22 protein-coding genes and 1 pseudogene are annotated in these 20559 nt (G+C 64.2%); 19 read left to right on the top strand and 4 right to left on the bottom strand.

Annotated features, from left to right (window positions below; all coding sequences use genetic code 11):
* Positions 1–38 precede the first annotated feature (38 nt).
* Entirely contained in the window at positions 39–872 is an 834-nt protein-coding gene (locus tag O0882_RS10590) for a class I SAM-dependent methyltransferase (RefSeq protein ID WP_289947705.1), read from the bottom strand.
* 215 nt (positions 873–1087) lie between these two features.
* Between O0882_RS10590 and O0882_RS10585 the strand changes: the two genes are divergently transcribed.
* Positions 1088–3511, top strand: a complete 2424-nt coding sequence (locus O0882_RS10585) for a DNA internalization-related competence protein ComEC/Rec2 (RefSeq protein ID WP_289947702.1) — start codon at positions 1088–1090, stop codon at positions 3509–3511.
* A 39-nt stretch (positions 3512–3550) separates the two neighbouring features.
* On the top strand, positions 3551–4315 hold the full coding sequence (locus O0882_RS10580; protein ID WP_289947700.1) for a hypothetical protein: 765 nt from the start codon (positions 3551–3553) through the stop codon (positions 4313–4315).
* A gap of 179 nt (positions 4316–4494) precedes the next feature.
* On the opposite strand, the gene O0882_RS10575 is transcribed toward O0882_RS10580, so the two are convergent.
* Positions 4495–5418, bottom strand: a complete 924-nt coding sequence (locus O0882_RS10575; RefSeq protein WP_289947699.1) for a LysR family transcriptional regulator — start codon at positions 5416–5418, stop codon at positions 4495–4497.
* Between the two features lie 222 nt (positions 5419–5640).
* On the opposite strand from O0882_RS10575, the gene O0882_RS10570 reads away from it, so the two are divergent.
* The 7 genes from O0882_RS10570 to O0882_RS10540 all read left to right on the top strand — a co-directional run bounded on the left by O0882_RS10570 (position 5641) and on the right by O0882_RS10540 (position 10038).
* On the top strand, positions 5641–5859 hold the full coding sequence (locus tag O0882_RS10570) for an antitoxin VbhA family protein (protein WP_289947697.1): 219 nt from the start codon (positions 5641–5643) through the stop codon (positions 5857–5859).
* Positions 5856–6401, top strand: coding sequence for a Fic family protein (locus tag O0882_RS10565; RefSeq protein WP_289947695.1), 546 nt, complete (start codon positions 5856–5858; stop codon positions 6399–6401). Before O0882_RS10570 ends, O0882_RS10565 begins: the two co-directional genes overlap by 4 nt.
* Before the next feature lie 139 nt (positions 6402–6540).
* Complete coding sequence (locus tag O0882_RS10560; RefSeq protein WP_289947693.1) at positions 6541–7302, top strand: TSUP family transporter; 762 nt, start codon at positions 6541–6543, stop codon at positions 7300–7302.
* A 21-nt stretch (positions 7303–7323) separates the two neighbouring features.
* Entirely contained in the window at positions 7324–8019 is a 696-nt protein-coding gene (locus tag O0882_RS10555; protein WP_289947692.1) for an HAD family phosphatase, read from the top strand.
* A gap of 58 nt (positions 8020–8077) precedes the next feature.
* Positions 8078–8878, top strand: a complete 801-nt coding sequence (locus O0882_RS10550; RefSeq protein ID WP_289947691.1) for an alpha/beta hydrolase — start codon at positions 8078–8080, stop codon at positions 8876–8878.
* Between the two features lie 133 nt (positions 8879–9011).
* Positions 9012–9581 (top strand): dCTP deaminase, encoded by a 570-nt coding sequence (gene dcd / locus O0882_RS10545; protein ID WP_071076830.1) that lies wholly within the window; start codon positions 9012–9014, stop codon positions 9579–9581.
* 121 nt (positions 9582–9702) lie between these two features.
* Positions 9703–10038, top strand: a complete 336-nt coding sequence (locus O0882_RS10540) for a FlxA-like family protein (protein ID WP_289947688.1) — start codon at positions 9703–9705, stop codon at positions 10036–10038.
* Positions 10039–10067: 29 nt separating this feature from the next.
* Here the strand turns inward: O0882_RS10540 and O0882_RS10535 are convergent, their stop codons facing one another.
* Both O0882_RS10535 and O0882_RS10530 read right to left on the bottom strand, forming a co-directional pair.
* The gene (locus O0882_RS10535) at positions 10068–11558 is read right to left on the bottom strand and encodes an ATP-binding protein (RefSeq protein WP_289947686.1); all 1491 of its coding nucleotides are present in this window, start codon (positions 11556–11558) and stop codon (positions 10068–10070) included.
* Positions 11559–11560: 2 nt separating this feature from the next.
* Entirely contained in the window at positions 11561–12250 is a 690-nt protein-coding gene (locus O0882_RS10530; RefSeq protein WP_289947684.1) for a response regulator transcription factor, read from the bottom strand.
* A gap of 193 nt (positions 12251–12443) precedes the next feature.
* Here O0882_RS10530 and O0882_RS10525 point away from each other — a divergent pair, with 193 nt between their 5' ends.
* The 10 genes and pseudogenes from O0882_RS10525 to O0882_RS10485 all read left to right on the top strand — a co-directional run bounded on the left by O0882_RS10525 (position 12444) and on the right by O0882_RS10485 (position 20544).
* Complete coding sequence (locus O0882_RS10525) at positions 12444–12932, top strand: Spy/CpxP family protein refolding chaperone (protein WP_289947683.1); 489 nt, start codon at positions 12444–12446, stop codon at positions 12930–12932.
* Positions 12933–12962: 30 nt separating this feature from the next.
* A complete protein-coding gene (locus O0882_RS10520; RefSeq protein ID WP_289947681.1) occupies positions 12963–13133 on the top strand; it encodes a hypothetical protein in 171 nt (56 codons plus the stop codon).
* Between the two features lie 79 nt (positions 13134–13212).
* Positions 13213–13446 (top strand): annotated as a pseudogene (locus O0882_RS10515) (intradiol ring-cleavage dioxygenase); the annotation flags it as partial.
* Between the two features lie 292 nt (positions 13447–13738).
* Positions 13739–14305: a hypothetical protein gene (locus O0882_RS10510; protein WP_289947679.1), complete on the top strand. Its 567-nt coding sequence runs from the start codon at positions 13739–13741 to the stop codon at positions 14303–14305.
* Between the two features lie 75 nt (positions 14306–14380).
* Positions 14381–15100: a hypothetical protein gene (locus O0882_RS10505; protein WP_289947678.1), complete on the top strand. Its 720-nt coding sequence runs from the start codon at positions 14381–14383 to the stop codon at positions 15098–15100.
* Positions 15097–15162 carry a GlyGly-CTERM sorting domain-containing protein gene (locus tag O0882_RS29080; protein WP_197678704.1) on the top strand — a complete coding sequence of 22 codons (66 nt, stop codon included), beginning with the start codon at positions 15097–15099 and terminating at the stop codon, positions 15160–15162. Before O0882_RS10505 ends, O0882_RS29080 begins: the two co-directional genes overlap by 4 nt.
* On the top strand, positions 15135–16460 hold the full coding sequence (locus tag O0882_RS10500) for a hypothetical protein (protein WP_354670259.1): 1326 nt from the start codon (positions 15135–15137) through the stop codon (positions 16458–16460). The genes O0882_RS29080 and O0882_RS10500 overlap by 28 nt, the downstream gene beginning before the upstream one ends.
* Before the next feature lie 10 nt (positions 16461–16470).
* Positions 16471–18633, top strand: a complete 2163-nt coding sequence (locus tag O0882_RS10495) for a hypothetical protein (RefSeq protein ID WP_289947674.1) — start codon at positions 16471–16473, stop codon at positions 18631–18633.
* Positions 18634–18653: 20 nt separating this feature from the next.
* Positions 18654–19700 (top strand): aminotransferase class I/II-fold pyridoxal phosphate-dependent enzyme, encoded by a 1047-nt coding sequence (locus O0882_RS10490; protein WP_289947672.1) that lies wholly within the window; start codon positions 18654–18656, stop codon positions 19698–19700.
* Positions 19684–20544: a hypothetical protein gene (locus O0882_RS10485; protein ID WP_289947670.1), complete on the top strand. Its 861-nt coding sequence runs from the start codon at positions 19684–19686 to the stop codon at positions 20542–20544. Before O0882_RS10490 ends, O0882_RS10485 begins: the two co-directional genes overlap by 17 nt.
* Positions 20545–20559 lie beyond the last annotated feature (15 nt).

Raw genomic sequence — 20559 nt, 5'->3', positions numbered from 1 at the left:
GACGGGCGGTGGTGGCGCCAGCCTTGGCATTTGCATGTTCAGGCGGCACGCGCACGCACCAGGCGCAGGCCCCAGCCGGTAGCGATTGTCCCGTCACCGGCTTGCAGCGGCGTCACGGCATCCAGGAACGCGCTGCGCAGGCGCCGCCTGGCGTCATCGTCCAGACGGTCGATATCGTAGGTGTCCAGCAGTGCGGTCCACAGTGCGCCCGGCGTGGGCGCCCATGGCACGTCGATGTCGTCGAACTCGACGTCTGCGAAATCGGCATCGAGCAGTTCGCGCCAGCCCGCTTCAGACCCCGTGCGCCGGTCGCCGAAGCGCAGCGGTGGCAGCGCGTCGCTGGCGATGGGCTTGAACACGCGCATGAAAACGTCGTTGACTTCGCCCAACAGGAAGGTGCGGCCGACGATGGCTCCGAACTGGCCGCCTGGGCGCAGCACGCGGCGCATTTCCCGCATGACCTGTTCGATGTCGTCCATCAGCATCAGCGCCATGTGCGAGACGAGATAATCGACGCTGGCCGATGGCACGTCCAGCGCCTGGGCGCGGCCTTGCAGCAGTCGTACTGACGGGGGCAGGGCGGCGCGCGCCACGGCCAGTTCGGCCTCGCTCATGTCGATGCCGAGCAGTTGCAGCTGCGCCTGTTGCCGGGCGGCCAGCAATCCCAGCAGATGGCCATTGCCGCAACCAAGGTCGAGCACGCTCAACGGCCTATTGCCGATCGGTACGAGGTCGCTCAGTGCGGCATAGGACGAGGCATAGCTGGTGGACGCAGAGCGGGCTGGCAGGTGTGCAAACGCGGCGCTCGTCACGCCGACTTGCCGTTGATGAAAATCCTGCAAATAGGTTTCGGCCGCTGTCAGTGGGGGCATGCAATATCCGCAAAGTCGTGGCGCCCTGGCGCCGGGTGGTCATCTTAGCATGAGGAAAGTGTCGCCAGCGGTGGCGGCGCATTGCGTGCATGAGCGTGTTCTTCACGTTACCCTTGCGCCAGATCAGACGGCAAGGAGTGGAAAACGATCAGAGTATCTGAGTCCCTTTCCAGCGAGCGGATTTTTCCTTGATCCTGCCTTGATTCTGCCTTCTTATGCGCACCCTGATACTCGGCTTTGCCGCTGGCGCCGCCTGGCTGCAGACGCAGGCCAGCTTGCCGCTCCATGCCGGCGTGCTGCTGTGGTTGATCGCTGGCGCAGGGTTCACGGTTAGTCTGGCGCTGCGCCGCCACGCGCGCTGGCGCTGCGTTGGCACGCTTGCCGCTGGCGTGGGATTGGGCTTCTATTGGGCCGCCTGGCTGGCCCAAGCCGCCATGGCGCCGCAGCTGGCGCTGGCTGATGAAGGCCAGGACATCACCGTCACGGGGACCATCGCCAGCCTGCCGTACCGCTTCGAGCAGGGCGTGCGCTTCAATTTTGCGGTGGAAAAAGCGGTAGGGGCCAAGGTTCCTCCCTTGATCGCCCTGTCCTGGTACGCGGGTTTTCGCGATGAGGTGACGAACGAGGTGGGCGATGTGCAGCCGGGCGAACGCTGGCGCCTGACGGTGCGATTGCAGCGTCCGCACGGCAACGCGAATCCCATGGGTTTCGACTACGAGGCGTGGCTGCTGGAGCAGGGTGTGCGCGCCACGGGCTATGTGCGGCCGCAGCCGCGCGCCGATACGCCGAACGTGCGCCTGGCGGCCTTCGTGCCAGGCTTCGGCAATGTGGTGGAAGCCAGCCGTGCGGCGCTGCGCGCGCGTATCGTGCGCAGCCTGGAAGGTAAGCAATATGCGGGCGTGATCGTGGCGCTGGTGGTGGGCGATCAGCGCGCCATCCCGCAGTCGGACTGGCAAGTGTTCAACCGCACGGGCGTGAGTCATTTGATTTCGATTTCTGGCTTGCACATCACCATGATCGCTGGACTGTTCGCCTTGGGTGCAGGTGCGCTGTGGCGGCGCTCGTTTTTCACGGAGCGGCAACTGCCTTTGCTGCTGCCGGCGCAAAAAGTGGCGGCCTTGGCCGGCGCGCTGGCGGCATTTGCCTATGTGCTGCTGGCAGGCTTCGGCGTGCCCGCGCAGCGCACTTTATATATGTTGCTGGTGGTGGTGCTGGCCTTGTGGCTGGGGCGCATCACCAGCATCGGCCATATCCTGTGCCTGGCGCTGGGCGTGGTGGTGCTGCTCGACCCGTGGGCCGTGCTGTGGCCTGGTTTCTGGCTGTCGTTCGGTGCCGTCGCCACCATGCTGTACGCGACGGCGGGCCGCACCACGGCGCCCTTGCCGGAGAGCGCCGGCCGCTGGCGCCGTTTGCGCGCGGCCGTGGCGCTGGGCGCGCACACGCAGTATGTGGTGACGGTGGGGCTGGTACCGTTGACGATGCTGCTTTTCTCGCAAGTGTCGCTGGTCAGCCCTGTGGCCAATGCGCTGGCCATTCCCGTCATCAGCCTGCTCGTCACGCCCTTGTCCCTGGCCGGCAGCCTGCTGCCCGCGCCCTTGTGCGACTGGCTGTTGCTGCTGGCACACGCCATCGTGCAGATGCTGGCGCAGGTACTGGACTGGCTGGGGGCGCGCCGTTTTGCCGTGTGGACGGCGCCCGCGCCGCCAATGTGGAGTTTTTGCTGGGCATTGTTTGGCACGGCATGGCTGCTGGCGCCACGCGGATGGCCGCATCGCTGGGCGGGCATGCTGGGCTGGCTGCCGCTGCTGACGGCCTTGCCGTCCAGCCCGCCACCTGGCCAGATGTGGATCACGGCCTTTGACGTGGGACAAGGCATGGCCGTGCTGGTGGAAACCCATGGGCATCGTCTTTTGTACGACACGGGACCCGCCTACAGCCTCGACTCCGATGGCGCCAGCCGGGTCATCGTGCCTTACTTGCGCGCGCGTGGCATCGCCAGGCTCGACGGCGTGATCATTTCCCACAGCGACCTCGATCACGCGGGCGGCGCCGTGTCCTTGCTGGAAACTATAGACGTGGGCTGGCTGGCGTCGTCGCTGTTCGACGGCCACCCGGCCGTCGAGGCCCGGCGGCAAGCCCGGCGTCCGTATCTGCACTGCGTGGCGGGCCAGCGCTGGAGCTGGGAAAGCGTGCATTTCACCATGCTGCACCCATTGCCCGCCAGCCACGACGATATATCTCTGAAACCGAACGCCCGCAGCTGCACCGTGAAAATCACGGCGGGCAAGCATGCAATTTTGCTGGCCGGCGATATCGAGGCGGTGCAGGAAGCGCAATTGCTGGCGCGCTCGGCGGAGGGCGAACTGGCGGCCGACGTGCTGCTGGCGCCGCACCACGGCAGCGGAACGTCTTCCACGCCAGCGTTCTTGAACGCCGTCCATCCGGCCCTGGCGATTTTCCAGGTCGGACACAGGAATCGTTACAAACATCCGAAGGCGCAGGTGTATGCGCGCTATGGTGACATGGGGATTACGCGGCTGCGCACGGATGTGGAAGGCGCGGTGGTGCTGGAGTTTGGGGACGCTGTTGAGGTGACCCGGTATCGCGCCAGCCGGCCACGTTACTGGCATGGGCGATAAGGTAATACGGCTCACCGGATGCCGGACAGGAGATTTATTATGTGCGATGAATGTAATCCCTTCGAGCGCTTGGTGGCGAAAGCCGACGCTGCTTACCGGCGCCTGCGTTCGATTCGGTGGGATCAATGGTTACGTTATGTGGAGGACGTTTCGCCAGCGTTGGCGAAGGCGATGCGGCATACGGGTATTGGCATTGCGAGTGGCTTGTTTACAGGCTTGATCTTATTTGGGTTGCAATTTACGAGTGATCAGCCTGTCAATGCCATGGCCAAGTCGCTACAGTGCAAATTTATTGTGCATTACCAGGATATTCCAGGGCCCTTGTTCAATCTTGTCCTATTTCTGGTGGCATGCACGATGTTGTTGACTGCCGAGTGGGGGCATTTTTTTAGGCAGAAAGTGCTGGTGCCTGTCATACATGGCATTTCGCATACAGTGTCCATTACCACCGGAATGTTATTGTCGCTCGTCTTTTCGGAGGTGCTGACGAAGAGTTTTCTACCGAATATCAGGCCATGGTTAGGCAGCCTCCTTATTATTTTGGCAGTGTGGCTACTCGCAGTGACGATGAACGCAGTTATTTATTTGTGTCGCTACGGCATGGTGGGGCTATGGCGAAAGAAGAACTGCGCTGAAGAAGAGTGTCCTGCACCGCAAAAAAAGTATGAGGTCCTGCACTTTATTTTTCCACTGGTGGGAATTTTTCTCATCTTTTACCTGTGGGGAGATGTCAAGCGAAGCGCCGTACAGGTGGCGGATGGCGCCAAGGCCAGCGAGGTGGCGGCTTGTGAGGTTGCACATTAAGCACCCCCCCAATAAATTATTGTGATTTCTGACTTCCATAACCGGTGCTCTGCGGTGTTGCCCACGGCTAGCAGTGCTTGCACTGCGTCGAACGGCTGGGCATGCGCGAGGTGGCCGGTTTTGTTTTCGATGATGCTGACTTTGCTGTGTATAGCGATGTCATCGTCGCGACATAGGCGCTAACTTATGCGTTCATCGGGTATCTCCAGCCCCCGCTGCCGCACATATTCCAGAAACAGCCTTGCCCCCTTGGCCATCCTCGACGTGCCATACACGGCATGGATGCTGGGGTCCAGCTCCTTGGATGACGTCAGCCGGTACGCCGTGCAGACCCGGCACAAGGTGCCGGCAGCCACGGCGGGTTCCGCCAGCCAGCTGGCCAGGCGCACGATGCCGGCGCCTTCCAGGGCCGCCTGGAAAGTGGCGATGCCGGAAGTGAAGCGGAAGCGCGGTTGCACCTGGTAGCGCACGTTGCGTTCGGTGGAAACGAAATGCCAGTCGCGCAGGATGCGGGGGGCCGAGTGCATGATGATGTCGTGGCCGGCCAGCTCTTCCGGTTCGTCCGGCGCGCCCATGCGGTCGATGTAGCCGGGCGAGGCATACATGTAGCGGCGGTAATTCCACAGGGGATAGCCGATCAGCTCGCTCGACTGGGGGAAGGCGCCGCGGATGGCGAAGTCCAGCTTTTCCTGGATGGGGTCGATCGATTTGTCCGAGAAATGGATGTCCACCGAGACGTTCGGATAATCGCGCGAAAATTGCGCCACCACTTTTGGCAAGAAGCCCAAGGACAGGATTTCCGGCGCCGAGAGGCGCACCCAGCCTTGCGGCGAGTTGCTCAATTCCGCCAATTGGTCTTCCGCCTCGGCCTGCGTTTCCAGCAAGTGCTTGGCCGACGCGTAATACGTTTCGCCGGCCGTCGTCAGGGTGAATTGCTTTTGCGTGCGCAAGATCAGCTCGGCGCCGATGGCGTCTTCGAGGAACTGGATGGCGCGCGTGACGGCCGACGGCGAGCGTCCCAGCATGCGCGCAGCGTGGATGAAGCTGCGCTTTTCTACCACGGTGCAGAAGGCGCGGATCTCCCACATCAGTTTCATCGACATCGCGTGACTCCCGGCAAAAAAGGCCAGTAGACCGCAGTGTCAGGTATTTCGTCAAGTGCGATGCCACATGGCGTTTTTTGCAATGCGCACGAATGATCGCGTGGCGGTGCAGGGAGCGGCTATTCCCATGAGTAACTTCGGGCAGTGCCGCATGGCTGCCAAGTCAATCATTGCGTAGCATGCTAAAATCTGCTTTGATATATCGTTCTACGGGAGAAATTGATGGCCAAATTTACCCAGCAAGATCGTCAACGTTCCGTCAATCAAACACTGGCAAGTTGGGCAATTGAAGGCTTTGAGCCAGATCCGCAATACTTGGCGTTGCTTGACCGCTATATTCAAGGTGAACTTACGCTTGCCCAGGTGCGCGCAATGACCGATGCCCAATTCGTTGTCAGCGCGGATGACCAGGAAAAAACGCCAGTGCTGCATGCCGCGTGACTTTCAATGACCCCTATTGTTATCCTGGTACGGATATCCGTGACAAGGAACGATTGAGGCAGTTCGAATTTCGTAAAACTGCCGAGCGCTCCATGGAGCTTCAGGAAAGCCCAGTCGTTGGACGATTCGATTTGGCACACTTGCAAGCAATACATTCCTACCTTTTTCAAGATTTGTATGCCTGGGCCGGAAATATTCGGACCGTGGACATTTCCAAGGGTTCCACGTTTTTCGCGCATCACGCTGTGATCCAGAACTATGCAGACAAGCAGGTCTTTCCAGCCATCGCACGGGACAAGCTGATTGTCGGGCTCGATAAGCCGATATTCGTCAAGCGCCTCGCCTATCACTATGCCGAAATCAATGCCCTGCATCCGTTCAGAGAGGGCAACGGACGCAGCGCACGGCAATTCATCGAGCAACTGGCACGGCATGCGGGCTTCGATCTCGACTACACCAAAGTGGCTCAAAAAACCTGGATAGATGCAGCTGCTGTGAGTTTTCCGGCAACTTGGGGCCGATGGAAAACGTGTTCACAATGATAACCAGTCAGCAGTAGTCAGGCCTCCTGGCGCATTCCGTCAAGCGTTACGCCTGATTGCGGTTTCCGCAATATGAAGTTGCATCCGGAAAAATCCACGGCGCCTATACTGCCGCTGTCGCCCATTCTCATTGCCTATCATGCTGACCATTTCGCTGCTGTGTTTATTTGCCTTCTTTGCCGGCCTGATCGATGCCGCCGTGGGCGGGGGCGGGCTGATACAGCTGCCGGCCTTGTTCAACCTGATGCCGAACATGGCATCGACATCCTTGCTGGGCACGAATAAACTGGCGTCCGCCTGCGGCACCACGTTTGCCGCCCGCTCGTTTGTCGGCAAGGTCAACATTCCCTGGCTGCTGGTGCTGCCCGCCGTGGCCAGCGCCTTCGTCATGTCCTTCATCGGCGCCGCCGCCGTGTCGTATGTGCCGCAGCAGGTGGTGCGCCCCATGGTGCTGGTGTTGATCATCATCATGGCTATCTACACCTTCATCAAGAAAGATTTCGGCAGCACGCGCGAAGCGCGCCCCATCGGCCCGCGTGAACGCATCCTCGCCATCGTCATCGGCGGCGCCATCGGCTTTTATGACGGCCTGTTCGGGCCGGGCACGGGCAGCTTTTTGATTTTCCTGTTCATCCGCGTCTTCGGCTTCGATTTCATCCTCGCCTCGGCCTGCTCGAAACTGGTGAATATCGCCACCAACGTGGCCGCGCTGGCCTTTTTCATTCCCGCCGGCCACGTGGTGTACGCGGTGGCCGCACCGATGGCTGTGTGCAATATCCTGGGCGCCCTGACGGGTACCTGGATCGCCGTGCGCCGCGGCGCCGCCTTCGTGCGCATTCTCTTCCTCGTGCTGCTGGTGCTGCTGATCTTGAAATTGTCCTACGACATCTTCTTCAAGTAAGTTTTTGAGCCTAGCCTAGTCATGAAAACCATCCGGGGCGTGCTGTGGGACAACGATGGCGTGCTGGTCGACACCGAGCAGCTGTTTTACGAATGCAACCGCGATTTGCTCTTGCCCTACGGCATAGACCTGACGCCAAAGCAATTCTTTGACTGGTTCCTGGACAATAACTACGGCGCCTGGCATGTGCTGCTGGGGCAGGGCCACGCCATCGAGCTGGTCGAGCGCTTGCGCGCCGAGCGCACCGTGCTGTTTGCGCAACGCTTGCGCCAGGCGCACCGGCTGGCCATACCCGGCATAGCACCGGTGCTGGCGGCGCTGCGTCCGCACGTGGCCATGGGCGTGGTCACCAGTGCCTACGCACAGCATTTCCGGATCAGCCATGCGGTCACGGGCTTGTTGCGCCACTTCGACTTCGTGCTGACGCGTGAAATGTATGGCGAGAGCAAGCCGGCGCCCGACGGCTACCAGCTGGGCCTGCAGCGCCTGGGCCTGGCCGCCGCAGACTGCGTGGCGGTGGAAGACTCGCCGCGCGGCTTGCGCGCCGCCAGGGCCGCCGGGCTGGAATGCATCGTCGTGCGCAATCAGATGAACCGTCATCACGCGTTCGACGACGCCTTTTGCGTGGTGGATTCAAACGCCGAGCTGGGCGAGGTACTGGCTTCGTTCGTGCCCGGCATGGCCCAGGCGCGGGGGCAATTAGAGGCCTTCCTCTGATACGGCTTGCCGGCATGCCATTACAATTGTTTATCGCATTCACCGGCACAGCCCCACGATGACACTCCCGCAACTGCACTTTGCCCACGCCAACAGTTATCCTGCCGGCACCTACCGCAAGCTGTTCGGCTTGCTGGGCCAGCATTACAGCGTGCAGGCGCTCGACATGCACGCGCACGACCCGGATTATCCCGTCAGCACGGGCTGGCCCGAGCTGGTGCGCGAGTATATCGACGACCTCGAGCGCCGCTACAGCGCGCCCGTGATCCTCGTCGGCCATTCGCTGGGCGGCATGCTCAGCGTGATGGTGGCCAAGCAGCGGCCGGATCTCGTGCGCTGCGTGGTCTTGCTCGATTCGCCCGTGGTGGCGGGCTGGCGCGCCTTGCTGGTGCGCTTGGCGCGCAACACGGCGCTGGGCGAGCGGTTTTCTCCGTCGCGGTTTTCCGCCCGGCGGCGCAAGCTGTGGCCCGACGCGCAAGCCGCGTATGCACACTTTGCCGCCAAGGACATGTTCGCCATGTGGGCGCCGCAAGTGTTGCGCGACTACATAGACAGCGGCCTGGTCCCCCATCCGGACGGAGTGCAGCTGCGCTTTACGCGCGAAGTGGAAACGGATGTTTATCGCAGCTTGCCGCACCATATCGGCGGCCTCGTCAAGGATGGTTTGCCGGTGCCCATCGGCTTTATCGGCGGCACGGAATCGGTGGAATGCCGGCAGGCGGGCTTGAAGGCCACGCGCAAGCTGGTCGGCAAGTTTTTCCGCCAGGTGCCGGGTGGCCATCTGTTTCCCATGGAAAACCCTGAACTGACGGCGCAAGTCGTGCGCGAGATGATCACTTCCTTGCTGGCGAAACAGTAGCCTGAGACCAACGATTTTCATCTTGCAAGGGCCAACAGTGGCGGATTTTCGCGTAAAATCCTGCCATTCGGGCCGTGCCTGCAGCAGGCGTGCGGCCCCCGCCATTCCGATATTCTAGAAAGATACCCCTGCGATGACGATTAAAAGCGATAAATGGATACGCCGCATGGCCGAATCAACGGGCATGATCGAGCCGTTCGAACCGGGCCAGGTCAAGGAACGCGACGGCAACCGCATCGTTTCCTATGGCACCTCCAGCTATGGCTATGACATCCGCTGCGCCGACGAGTTCAAGTTGTTTACCAACATCAACACCACCATCGTCGACCCGAAGGATTTTGACGCGAATAACTTCGTCGATGTGTCTGGCAAGGGTTATTGCATCATCCCGCCGAATTCGTTCGCGCTGGCCCGTACGGTCGAGTATTTCCGCATTCCCCGCAACGTATTGACGATTTGCCTGGGCAAGAGCACCTATGCCCGTTGCGGCATCATCGTCAACGTCACCCCGTTCGAACCGGAATGGGAAGGTTTCGTGACCCTGGAGTTTTCCAACACGACACCGTTGCCGGCGAAAATCTACGCCAACGAAGGCGTGGCGCAAGTGTTGTTCTTCGAGTCCGATGAAGTGTGCGAAACATCGTACAAGGACCGTGGCGGCAAATACCAGGGCCAGGTGGGCGTGACCTTGCCGAAGACCTGATCGCCGGAAGGGCGGGGCGCCAGCCGCCTCTCCCTGTCTTTACCTGCCTTTACACCTGCCGCCCTACATCCGCGCCCCATGCTTGCCGTTAACCTTGGTATTGAAACACTGAGGAGGCATCATGGTAGCGGCAATCGGTTCAGGCGGCGCAGTCAGCGCGGCCAGTAGTGCCAGTTCGGGCAGCAGTTCGCAGATCGCGGCGCTGCAAAAGCAGATCACGGCGGCGCAAAAAGAATTGACGGAATCGCAGAAGGGCACGCAGACGGAGGCGTCGCAAAAGCTGCAGCAGCAGCTGGCACAGCAAATCCAGGCCTTGCAGGCGCAAATTGCGCAACTGCAAGCGGCCGCTGCGCAGGCGCAGCAAGCTCCCCAGACGGCCAGCAGCGCCGATACGGCGACGAGCCCGGGCAAGTCGGCCTCGTCGACCCTGGGCAGCATCATCGATACCCAGGCGTAAGCAAGTTTCGGGCAGTACTCGCTGCCAGCTCAGCCTGGCGTGTTGACGGGCAGCAGCATTTCCACGCACAGCCCGCCACCACTGCGCAAGCTGGCCCCGATGCGGCCCCCATGGGCGCTGATGACGTGCTGGGCGATGGCCAGGCCCAGGCCATGGCCGTCCGTGTTGTGCTGGGTATGGCTGGCGCGGAAGAACGGTTCAAAAATGCGGGCCAGGTCGGCGCTGGCCACGCCGGGGCCCCGGTCCAGCACCGCAATGCGCAGCAGATCCTGCTTGCCGTCATGCAAGCGCGACAAATTCACTTCCACCGTGCCGCCGTCGGGGCTGTGCTTGACGGCATTGCGCACCACGTTTTCCACGGCGCGCGCCAGCAGTTCCGGCCGGCCCGTGACAGCGGCGTCGGCAATGGCTGCGTCGCCCGCCAGGGCGATGCCCACCTGGCGCGCCTTCGCTTCGTAGCGGGCGTCTTCCATAATGTCGTGCAACAGCTCGGCGATGTCGATGTCTTCGCTGAGGGGAGAAGTGGCGCCCGCTTCCAGCCGCGACAGGGTCAGCAGTTCGCCGATCAGCTTATCCATGCGTTCGCTTTCGCGTTCGATGCGCTGCAGCGAGGCGTCTATCTTGTCCGGCTGCTGGTGCGCCAGGCCGATGGCCGCTTGCAAGCGCGCCAGCGGCGAGCGCAGTTCGTGCGAGACGTCATGCAGCAAGCGCGTCTGGCTTTCCATGAGATTGCGTAAACGGCCCGTCATGCGGTCGAAATCGCGGCCCAGGTCCGTCAATTCATCGCCGCGCTTGCCGCTGGCGTGAAAACGCGGTGCCAGGTCGCCGTGCGAGGCGGCCTCGAACGCTTGCCGCAGGTCGCGGATGGGACGCGCAAAATACCAGGCCAGCAAGAATGAGAACAGCAGGCTGGCGGCGATGGCGGCGGCCAGGGGAATGAAGGTGCGGTAGGGGCTGTCCATGCGGGAGCCCGGCGGCATGCCGCGGCCGAATTCGCCGCGTGGCGGCGGGGCGCCCGCTTCGTGGGGCCGTGGAGCGGGTCCCATGGCGCGCGGGCCGCTCATGGCGACGGCGTTGAGCGTGTCGCGCGCGGCGCCCGCCTCGGCATTGCGGAAGCGTTCGGACGAGGGCAGGAACAGCAGATAGCGCTGGCCGTCGCTGCCGGTGACTGTACGCACAACGGGATGGGGCTGGCTTTGCTCCAGCATGGCGCGCGCCTTGGCCAGCATGGCGGGATGCACCGTGCGACCCATCAGTTCTTGCCCTTTGGCATCGACGGCAAACACGCGCATGCGTTCGAGCTTGCCCAGGAATTGCCGCAAGGCCTGGCTGCCGCCCGCTTCCACGGTGGCGCTGGCGGCCTCGATGATCATTTGCGCGGGCGGGCTGGTATCGATGTCGAGGGCCCGCTCCTGCTGGGCCGCCCGGTTTTTCAGCCAGAAGGTGCCGCCGATGCCGATGGTGGCCGTCACTTGCGCCAGCATGATGCACAGAAAAAACTTCCAGAACAGACGGCCCACGCTTACTCCTTGATCAGCTGGTAGCCGAGACGGTAGACGGTCTGCAGGCAGGAGCGGCCGTCGGCCAGGCTGCCCAGCTTGCGGCGCAGGCTGCTCAAGTGCACGTCGATATTGCGGTCGAAGCGCGCCATGGGCCGGCCCAGGCCCAGTTCCGACAATTGATTCTTGCTCACGGGCTTGCCCGCATGGCGCACCAGCACTTCCAGCAGGTTGAATTCCGTGCTCGTCAGCTCCAGATGCGCGCCGGCCCAGGCAACGCGGCGCTGTTCCGGCCACATCGTCAGTTGCCCCACGGCCAGTGGCGCCAGGCCCGACGTGTCGTGCGGCGCCGCTTGCGAACGGCGCAGGATGGCGCGGATGCGCGCCGTCAGCTCGCGCGGCGTGCACGGTTTGGTGACGTAATCGTCGGCGCCCAGCTCCAGGCCGACGATGCGGTCGGTGTCATCGCCGCGCGCCGTCAGCATCAGGATGGGCAGGTTGCTGCCGGCGCGGATGCGGCGCAGGGTTTCCAGGCCATTCATGCGCGGCATCATGACGTCGAGGACGGCGATGGCGTACAGGCCCGTCAGCGCTTCGGCCGCGCCGCTTTCGCCGTCATGCACGGCGCGGGTGTCAAAACCTTCCTGCGTCAGGTATTCCTGGAACATGCCGACCAGTTCCACGTCGTCATCGATTAACAAAACCTTGCTCATGCCTGTGCTTTTTTCGGGTGAATATCGCCCGATGATAGCAGTCAACAGGGGCGGTTCAGCGCCGTTTTACCCGCTTTTACATACGTCTGCTTACATTTGCGCAGCTTCCTTTACACGCTTTTACGCCGCCCTAACGTTGCTTTACACGCCAGACGCCGACAATCAGGGCTGATCGCCACGAAAGGAAAGCCCGATGAAATACCTGAGTATCGCCGTATCCTTGTTGCTGCTGTCCGCCAGCAGCATGCCACTGCTGGCGCTGGCCCAGCAAGAATCTGCGGCGGACGGCCCGCTAGCGCGCGCCATGCCGGGGCCACCGCCCAGCCTGGGCCATGGTTCCGGACGCTTGCCGCCCTTCCTGCGCGGCATCGAGTTGAGCGAAGCGCAGCTGGACAAGGTCTTCGCCGCCACCTACGCCCAGGCGCCCCTGCTGCGCGAACAGAAAAAGATCGCTTTCAAGGCACATGCGCAACTGCGCGCCCTGGCCGGGTCCAGTGCCTACGACGATGCGAAGGCCAGCGCGCTGGCGAACACGGCGGCGCAAGCCATGGCGCAGATCAGCTTGCTGCATGCGCGGCTGGAGCAGCAATTGCTGGCCGTGCTGACGCCGGAACAGCGAAAGCAGGCGCAGCAGCGGCGTGACAGGCGCCAGGGCTTGCCCGGTTCCCAGCGCCCGCGGTAAGCGGCAGGCGCGAGCACAGGGAGAGGCAGCATGCGCATCCAAGCCCCGCGTCCGGAGCGCAGCTTGCAGGCGTTTTCGCGCCATGCGACACAGGCGCTGTACCTGTGCGCCAGCCTGAGTCCCGCCTTGGCGGGCTTGCCCCATTTGTTGGAGTATGTGTGGAATTACATGATCACGGTCTGGCATCCGGCCTCGAAATGATGCTGCAGGCGGCCGAGCGGCGGCAGGCGGGGCTGCCAGCACGGGTACGTCCGGCAGCGCCGTCACGCTAAATCTCGGTTTTACGACGATCTTTGCCGGCTGCTACGCGGGGCGCATGCCGCACGTGCATGTCGAGGTGTATCCCAGCCTGGACAAGGCGGCCAGCGGTGCGAACCGCCTCAAGACGTCGCAGTAAACCTTCCCGATGGCGACCTTGAACGAATCCTACGCGGCCAGCGTGCGCAAGCTGGCACAGATCAGCTATGCCACGCCGGGCCATGTCGTCACCCTGAGCATCGCCGTGATCGGTTAAGTGACTGTCATGAAACCCAGGCCACGCCGAACCACTAGGTCAGGCGAGCGCGTGCGCCTGGCGTGGTGCCGGGGGCATAGGCGACGTCATCATTCCTGCCAGTCCAGCCTGTTCGAAAGCTCCTCACGATAACGAAACCCGCTTCGCCGGAAACGATGGTTTTTACGCTATCGGCGAAACACCGTTCGCCGTGCCATGCCGTTCTTCCCCCGCGTCCTTTCCCCGCATGGCTGGCATGACCCTTGCGTCAGGGAGGCATGGGCCATACGCCTGTCTTTCACCGGAGCCTGCCATGACCAGCCGCCTGCTTGCCTATCGTCCCGAAATGGAGTTGCCTGACGCGCCGGCTATGCCGCCCCTGCAGCAGGAAGATGAGCTGGCCCTGGCGGCGCACTTGCTGGAATTGCAGGGGCCTGCCCAGTTCGATGCTTTCCTGATGCGCCAGCTGGGCGCCACTGTGGCGGGCCGGCAAGTGCGCGGCACGCCGCTGGAAGGGCCGCTGCGCAAGCTGCTGGGCAAGGTGGTGGCGCCCTTGCTGCCCCTGCATGGCGGTTCGCCGCAGGCGCTCAAGCGGCGCGCCGCGGGCATCTTCGGCATGGAATTGGAAGGATTGAGCCCGGAAGACAAGGAATTCGAACTGGCGCGCCAGGTCGTGCATCTGATCGATGCCGTCAATACGGAACTGGCGCAGGACGGCGGCATGGACGCGCGCGCCCCCGGGGCGCGGGTGGAAACTGCCCTGCTGCAGGTGGCGCGCAGCGTGGCGCCAGGCTTGCTCAGGCAGGCGGCGCAAACTCCGGGAGGGGACGCTGGCCGCTGGCGCCGCGAGGGCGGGCACATCGTCGTGCTCGATTGTTAGCCGGATGGCCAGGCTGTCCGGCAAGGTAATCCGAACTGAGGTGTCAACCGAGGTGTTAACTTTGAGGAGCTCATCATGCATGACATGGATCGTACGACCCTGGAATACGGGCAGGAGATGTCCGGCTTTGAAGCGGAACAGTTCGAGTTTGGCCAGGGCGAGTGGAGCGGCGAGGGCGGCGTGAACGCCATGTTTTCCGAGGCCGAGGAAATGGAACTGGCGAATGAATTGCTGTCGGTGAGCAATGAAGCCGAGCTGGAACAGTTTCTCGGCAATTTCCTGCGCAAGGCCGCGTCCGTGGCGGGCGGCATCATCAAGTCGCCCGTCGGGCAAGCCATCGGCGGCGTGCTCAAGGGTGTGGCGAAGAAGGCGATTCCCCTGGCCGGCGGCGCCATCGGCGGCTATTTCGGGGGCCCGCTGGGAGCCAAGATCGGCAGCGGCCTGGCTTCGGCGGCCGGTAGCGCGCTGGGGCTGGAAGGGGAAGCGTCATCGAATGAGGACCGCGAATTCGAGGGCGCCAAGCAATTCGTGCGCCTGGCCGCCGACACCGTCAACCGCGCCGCGCAAGCGCGCGGCAATGGCGACCCGCGCGCCATCGCCCAGGCGGCGGCCAGCGCGGCGGCGCGCCAGTTTGCCCCGGGCCTGCTGGGACGCGCGGCCAGCCAGGTCGCCACCCAGAACGGCAGCGGCGCGGGCGCCATGGCGCCTGCCGGCGCGCGTCCGGCATCGGGCATGCGCCCGGCCAGCGGGCGCTGGGCGCGCCAGGGCCATAAAATCGTCCTGTACGGCGTCTGACATCATGGCCATCGGCGCTTACGCTGCCTGGATGCTGGCGCAGGAGGCGCGCTCGCTGCTGACGCGGCTGGCGCGGCTGGAGCCGTTCGCGCTGATCGAGCCGACGGTGCTGGCGGCCGCCCTGATGCCCAGCGCCCAGTCGGCCATCGAAAGCCAGCTGGTGCAGGGCCGGCGCGCATTGCGGCGCATGGTGGCCCAGTTCCAGTGGTGGCTGCGGCGCGAACACGCCGACGGCGCCAGCATGGCCACGGCCGCCGAGGCGCAGCGCCGCTTTACCTTCCTGCGCCTGAAATTCAACGCCGCACTGACCCAGTTCGACCTGTTCAACGAAGTCATCACGCAGCGCAGCGAGCACAAGACGGGCGTGTGGCTGGCCGGCCTGGACATCGTTGCCGCCGACGCGCTGGCGCTGCCCGGCAATGTCTACCAGGCGCCGCCCGTGATCTGCTACCTGGATCGGGGGCCGGGCGCCGCCATCCGCCGCGCCCGCACGCGCCTGCCGGGCGGCGGCGACAATCCCGTGGCCATCATCCGCCTGCCGCGCGAACGCATGATCGGTAGCAGCATCGCCTCGTCCCTGGTGCATGAAGTGGGGCACCAGGGCGCGGCCCTGCTGGACCTGGTGGCGTCCTTGCGGCCCGTGCTGCAAGCGATGCAGCACGGCGGCAGCGGCCTGGTGCACGTATGGCAGTTGTGGGAACGGTGGATCTCCGAGATCGTGGCCGATTTCTGGTCGCTGGCGCGCGTCGGCGTGGCCGCCACCCTGGGCCTGATCGGCGTCGTCAGCCTGCCGCGCGTGTTTGTCTTCCGTCTCAATATCGACGATCCCCATCCGGTGCCATGGCTGCGGGTGCGCCTGAGCTGCGCCATGGGACGGGCCCTGTATCCGCATCCGCAGTGGGACCGGATCGAGCAGCTGTGGCTGTCGTACTACCCGCTGGCGGGCCTGCCCCTGGGGCAGCAGCGACTGCTGGAACAGTTGCAGGCCAGCATGGCGGCCCTGGTGGGCTTGCTGGTGCAGCACCGGCCGCCGGCCTTGCGCGGCAGTTCTCTGGTCGAAGCCATGGCCGTGCAGACGCGCCAGCCGGCCATGCTGGCGCGGCTGTTTCGCAGCTGGACGCTGGCGCCGGCGCAGATGTACGAGGCCACGCCCACCCTGGTGTTCGCCGTGCTGGGCCAGGCGCGCGCCAGCGGCACCTTGAGCCCGGAAGACGAAAGCGAGCTGCTGGGGCGTTTGCTGACCCACTGGGCCCTGCGCAGCACTCTGGACACGTCGGAGCTGTGCGCCGATGTCGTGCGGCATGGCCGCCAGTCCGGCAGGCCGTTGCCGCCCCTGGCATCGCGTTTGATTATCCATTGAGGAGAATGACATGAGCAGCAAGATGAGCAGCAACAGGAGTAGCAAAAGCGGGGCGGCGGGCCAGGCGGGTCCGCAACAGCACGGCGGCAGCATCGCGGTCACCGTGCACGAGCACGATAGCGGGATCATGGTCGTCAATGCCGCCATCAGCCTGTACCGGGGAGCCGAGGCCGATTGCCATAATTTCAATCCCGCCACCTGGGTAACCGATCCCGCCATGCTGGTGGGCGTGCGCTGGACGGATGGGCATGGCAGCACCGTGTTTGCCGACCTGGCGACGGGCAGCTACGTGGGCGTGTATGGCAATTTCCCCGCCACCGCGCCCCAGTGCGTGACGGTGCAGGCCGGTTGCAGCGCTGTGCTGTGCTTCAAGCCCCAGCTCAACCCGCAGGTGGCGCTGGTGTTTGAAACGGCCGATTGCCATCCCAGCGACTGCAATTTCGGCAGGGTGGGCGACCGCGCCGTCGCCACCGTCTCGTTTGACGGCGATCAAAGCGCCGACGGGCGCGACCAGGTGCAGGTGCTGGCCGCCTCGCCATGGGTGCCCATGCGCGGTGTCGTGAATACCTTTTCCACGCCCGTGCGGCGCGCCGGCATGCACCGTTTCATGGGCCAGATGATGCTGTCGCAGCGGCCCGAACTGCGCAACGCCTTGCCCGTGCCGGAGGGCCTCAGCCCGAACGCCATGCTGGCCGTGGATGCGGAATACGAGACGGAAGAGCGCCAGCCGCAGCCCATCTCCGGCAATGTGGGCGTGTCGCTGACGCGCACGGAAACGGAGCCGACGGAAGACTTGCCGCTGTGGACCTTGATACGCAACAGCACCGAAGCGATGTCGTTTACGAATTACCTGCATTTCATGGACAGCCTGTTTTGCGGCGACCTGGCCAATGTACGCGGCTTCGAACAGGAACGCTTCGTCAAGAAGGCCGACATGTTCCAGCAGCTCAAGCAGCGCCGCGCGCTGCCGTTTTCCGATGCCGATTCCTACCGCGTGCTGAAAGTGGCCACGGAAGCGTTCGTGATGGTCAATTGCGGCGTGCTGAACCAGCCGCTGGCCTTCAATCCGGCCGAGGACAATGCCTACCTGGACCGGCGCGACATTCCCCAGGGACGCGACCTGGAAACCGTGCTGCGCAACGATTACCTGGAAAACATCGATGGCTTCCAGACCTTGCCGTATTTGGCCGTGATCCGCCGCAAGCTGCCCGACATCCCCATCAGTATCCCGCGCGGCCAGGAGGGCGAGGTGGACCTGTGCTTTGGCATCATCCAGGAAAAGCTGGCGAACCCTTGCCTGCTGGAACTGATCTGGTCGTACTGGCATGAAGAGGGCATGCTGGTGCAGACCATGAATGCCATCACGCAGCGCTTCCAGAACTTGCGCGCGCCGGGCAGCGGCCTCGATCCCTTGTCGAACACGGAAATCGACATGCTGCGCCCGCTGAACAACTTGCTGTGGGGATACACCCAGGATGAGCAGCACCGGCTGACCGTGGTGCGCCGCAATTACGAGTACGACCACCACTACGGCGTGCGTCTCGATGGCAAGGCGGTCCAGCACTTCCGGCCGGCCGATAGCCGCTCGAAATTCCTCGAAGCGTTCCATCATTTGCTGCGCCTGCTCACCTCGTTCTACAAGCAGGACGACGACACCACGGTAAAAGCGGACGCCTTTCCCGTGCTGAATGCATTGAAAGAGATACACCTGATCCTGTCGCAGGGCGCGCACAACCAGTTCGGCGATTTGCCGTCGACGGCGCGCATCGAGATGCTGATGCAGCAATGGATGCTGGCACGGCCCGAGTTCCGCGAATTTTTGCCCACGCGCGTGATGGTGGCGTATCCGGAACCGTGGATGGACCGGGTCGATGCCATGAAGAAACTGCAGGGCTGGACGGATACGAGCGTGATGCATTTCCGTAACCTGGCCATCTTTGGCGAGCAACTGCTGCTGTCTGTGCGCTATGGCAACTGGAGTGATATCTATGAGCCCACGCAGGCCTTCAACTGGGCACGTTTCTGGCGCCCGCAAGTGCAGGGCTATATCCACGGCTACCGCGCCGCCACGGGGGTGGATTTGTCCGTCGACAGCAGCGACCCGGTGGTCGAAGCGACCATGCCCTCGGTGTTGCTGCGCCAGCGCCTGAGCCAGCAGCTGCGCAGCGTCTAGGGCGGGAGCGGGGCGCGTGCATGCTCGACTTTACCAGTGCCCTGTACCTGGGCATGCGCCATCCGGCGGCCTCGCTGGCGCCATGGAGCAGCCTGACTCTGGGGCAGCCAGCGGCGCTGCGCGAGCCACCGGGCGCACTGGCGCTGGCGACCAGCCTGGCCGCGCTGCAAGGCTGCGAAGCGGCTTGCGTGCTGCCGTCGACCCTGCATTTGTTCTGGGACCTGTTCGGCATGCTGGCTGCCGAGCGGCTGGTGATCCTCGTCGATGGCGGCAGTTACGCCATCGCGCGCTGGGGCGCCGAGCGGGCGCAGGCGCTGGGCTTGCCGCTGCGTTTGTTTCCCAGCGGCGAGATGGCGACGCTGCGGCGCCTGGTGGCGGCCTGGGGCAGGCAGGGACGGCGCCCGTTGATTCTGGCCGACGGCTATGTGCCGGGCAGTGAGCAGGTCTTGCCGTTGGCCGGCTATGCGGCCCTGGCGCGGCAGGGCGGCGGTTATCTGCTGCTGGACGACACGCAGGTGCTGGGCGTGATGGGTACACAGGGCGGCGGCTCGGCGCGGCTGCATGGCTTGCCGGGCGGCTACGACAAGGCGGGCGGCCATTTGATCGTCGGCGCTTCGCTGGCCAAGGGATTCGGTGTGCCGCTGGCCGTGCTGGCCGGCAGCGACGGCCTGCTGCGGCGCTTCGCGGCGCACAGCCAGACGCGCGTGCATGCCAGTCCGCCTTCGGCCGCCGTGCTGGCGGCGGCGCGGCGCGCGCTGACGCTCAATGCGCAGCATGGCGATGCCCTGCGCGCCAGGCTGGCGGACCGGGTGGCGCAATGGAGGGCGGGGATGGCGGCGGCCGGCATCGCTTGCCGGGGCGGCAGCTTCCCCGTGCAGCGCCTGCCAGGGTGCGCCCATTTGCAGCCAGCCTTGCACGCAGCGGGCGTGCTGGCGCTGGCGCAAGCGGGGGATGGTCCCGGGGCGCTGACTTTTATGCTGCGGGCCGACCAGACGTCCCGGCAATTGGAGCAGGCGATGGATTTGCTTGAACATCACATCAGGAGGCGATATGCACGACGCGTTTGAAGTGTTGCCCTTTGCGGGGCAGCCAGGAGTGGCCGGCGAACAGGAATGGCAGGGGGAATGGTCACAGGAATGGTCGCAGGAGTGGCAGGGAGAGGACGAGGCCGAATGGGAGGGCGAGCGCCCGCGTCCCGGTAGCGCTCGCGGCGGCATGCGCGGTGGCGGGCTGCGCGCGCGCCCACCGTTGCGCGGACAGCGCCGTTCCACGCCGCCGCGCTATCAGGGGCAGGGCCGCCGGCCGCCCCGTTTTGCTGCCCAGCCCTTGCCCTATTTGCCGCCGCGCTACGGGGGCTGGGGCGGCTACCCGGCCATCTATCCCACGCTGTATCCGGCGCCCTATCCCGTGGCCGACCCCGCGTTTGGCGACGGGCAGGAGCCGGATGCTGGCCAGGACCAGGGACAGGACCAGGGACCAGACCAGGGACAGGACGATGGCCAGATGCAGGGCGAAATCCCGCCGACCCTGGCCGGCACCATGGGCCGGGTGCCGGAAGCAGCAGCCTTGACCTACCAGGCGCTGGGCACGCTCGCCAATGCCCTGCGCGACCCGAATGGCCGTGGCCCGGGCCTGTATGTGATCGAATTCGATGCGGGCGGACGGCGCCGCGCCTACAGCGGCCAGACGGACGACCTGCACCGGCGTTTGCTGCAGCACCGCCTGTGCGGCCAGATGATGGGCGTCGACGTGAGCGGGCACCAGGTGTACGTGGCGCCCCTGTCCTCGGCGGCGCAGCGGCGCCGCATCGAGCAGCGCATCCACGACGACATGTTCGCCAACCAGCGCGGCGTGCTGACCAACCAGCGACGCGAACTGGAACTGGCCGTGCTCGGTGAAATGTGGAGCTGACGATAGCACCTTGAT

It is taken from the genome of Janthinobacterium sp. SUN073, assembly GCF_030397665.1.
Taxonomy (GTDB): domain Bacteria; phylum Pseudomonadota; class Gammaproteobacteria; order Burkholderiales; family Burkholderiaceae_D; genus Janthinobacterium.
The sequence above is the reverse complement of the archived record's forward strand: the minus strand, read 5'-3'. Positions and strand labels throughout refer to the sequence as shown.

Coding starts and splice junctions, on each gene's coding strand:
- O0882_RS10590 (WP_289947705.1), bottom strand. CDS start 872: ATGCCCCCACTGACAGCGGCCGAAACCTATTTGCAGGATTTTCATCAA.
- O0882_RS10585 (WP_289947702.1), top strand. CDS start 1,088: ATGCGCACCCTGATACTCGGCTTTGCCGCTGGCGCCGCCTGGCTGCAG.
- O0882_RS10580 (WP_289947700.1), top strand. CDS start 3,551: ATGTGCGATGAATGTAATCCCTTCGAGCGCTTGGTGGCGAAAGCCGAC.
- O0882_RS10575 (WP_289947699.1), bottom strand. CDS start 5,418: ATGTCGATGAAACTGATGTGGGAGATCCGCGCCTTCTGCACCGTGGTA.
- O0882_RS10570 (WP_289947697.1), top strand. CDS start 5,641: ATGGCCAAATTTACCCAGCAAGATCGTCAACGTTCCGTCAATCAAACA.
- O0882_RS10560 (WP_289947693.1), top strand. CDS start 6,541: ATGCTGACCATTTCGCTGCTGTGTTTATTTGCCTTCTTTGCCGGCCTG.
- O0882_RS10555 (WP_289947692.1), top strand. CDS start 7,324: ATGAAAACCATCCGGGGCGTGCTGTGGGACAACGATGGCGTGCTGGTC.
- O0882_RS10550 (WP_289947691.1), top strand. CDS start 8,078: ATGACACTCCCGCAACTGCACTTTGCCCACGCCAACAGTTATCCTGCC.
- dcd (WP_071076830.1), top strand. CDS start 9,012: ATGACGATTAAAAGCGATAAATGGATACGCCGCATGGCCGAATCAACG.
- O0882_RS10540 (WP_289947688.1), top strand. CDS start 9,703: ATGGTAGCGGCAATCGGTTCAGGCGGCGCAGTCAGCGCGGCCAGTAGT.
- O0882_RS10530 (WP_289947684.1), bottom strand. CDS start 12,250: ATGAGCAAGGTTTTGTTAATCGATGACGACGTGGAACTGGTCGGCATG.
- O0882_RS10525 (WP_289947683.1), top strand. CDS start 12,444: ATGAAATACCTGAGTATCGCCGTATCCTTGTTGCTGCTGTCCGCCAGC.
- O0882_RS10520 (WP_289947681.1), top strand. CDS start 12,963: ATGCGCATCCAAGCCCCGCGTCCGGAGCGCAGCTTGCAGGCGTTTTCG.
- O0882_RS10510 (WP_289947679.1), top strand. CDS start 13,739: ATGACCAGCCGCCTGCTTGCCTATCGTCCCGAAATGGAGTTGCCTGAC.
- O0882_RS10505 (WP_289947678.1), top strand. CDS start 14,381: ATGCATGACATGGATCGTACGACCCTGGAATACGGGCAGGAGATGTCC.
- O0882_RS10495 (WP_289947674.1), top strand. CDS start 16,471: ATGAGCAGCAAGATGAGCAGCAACAGGAGTAGCAAAAGCGGGGCGGCG.
- O0882_RS10490 (WP_289947672.1), top strand. CDS start 18,654: ATGCTCGACTTTACCAGTGCCCTGTACCTGGGCATGCGCCATCCGGCG.
- O0882_RS10485 (WP_289947670.1), top strand. CDS start 19,684: ATGCACGACGCGTTTGAAGTGTTGCCCTTTGCGGGGCAGCCAGGAGTG.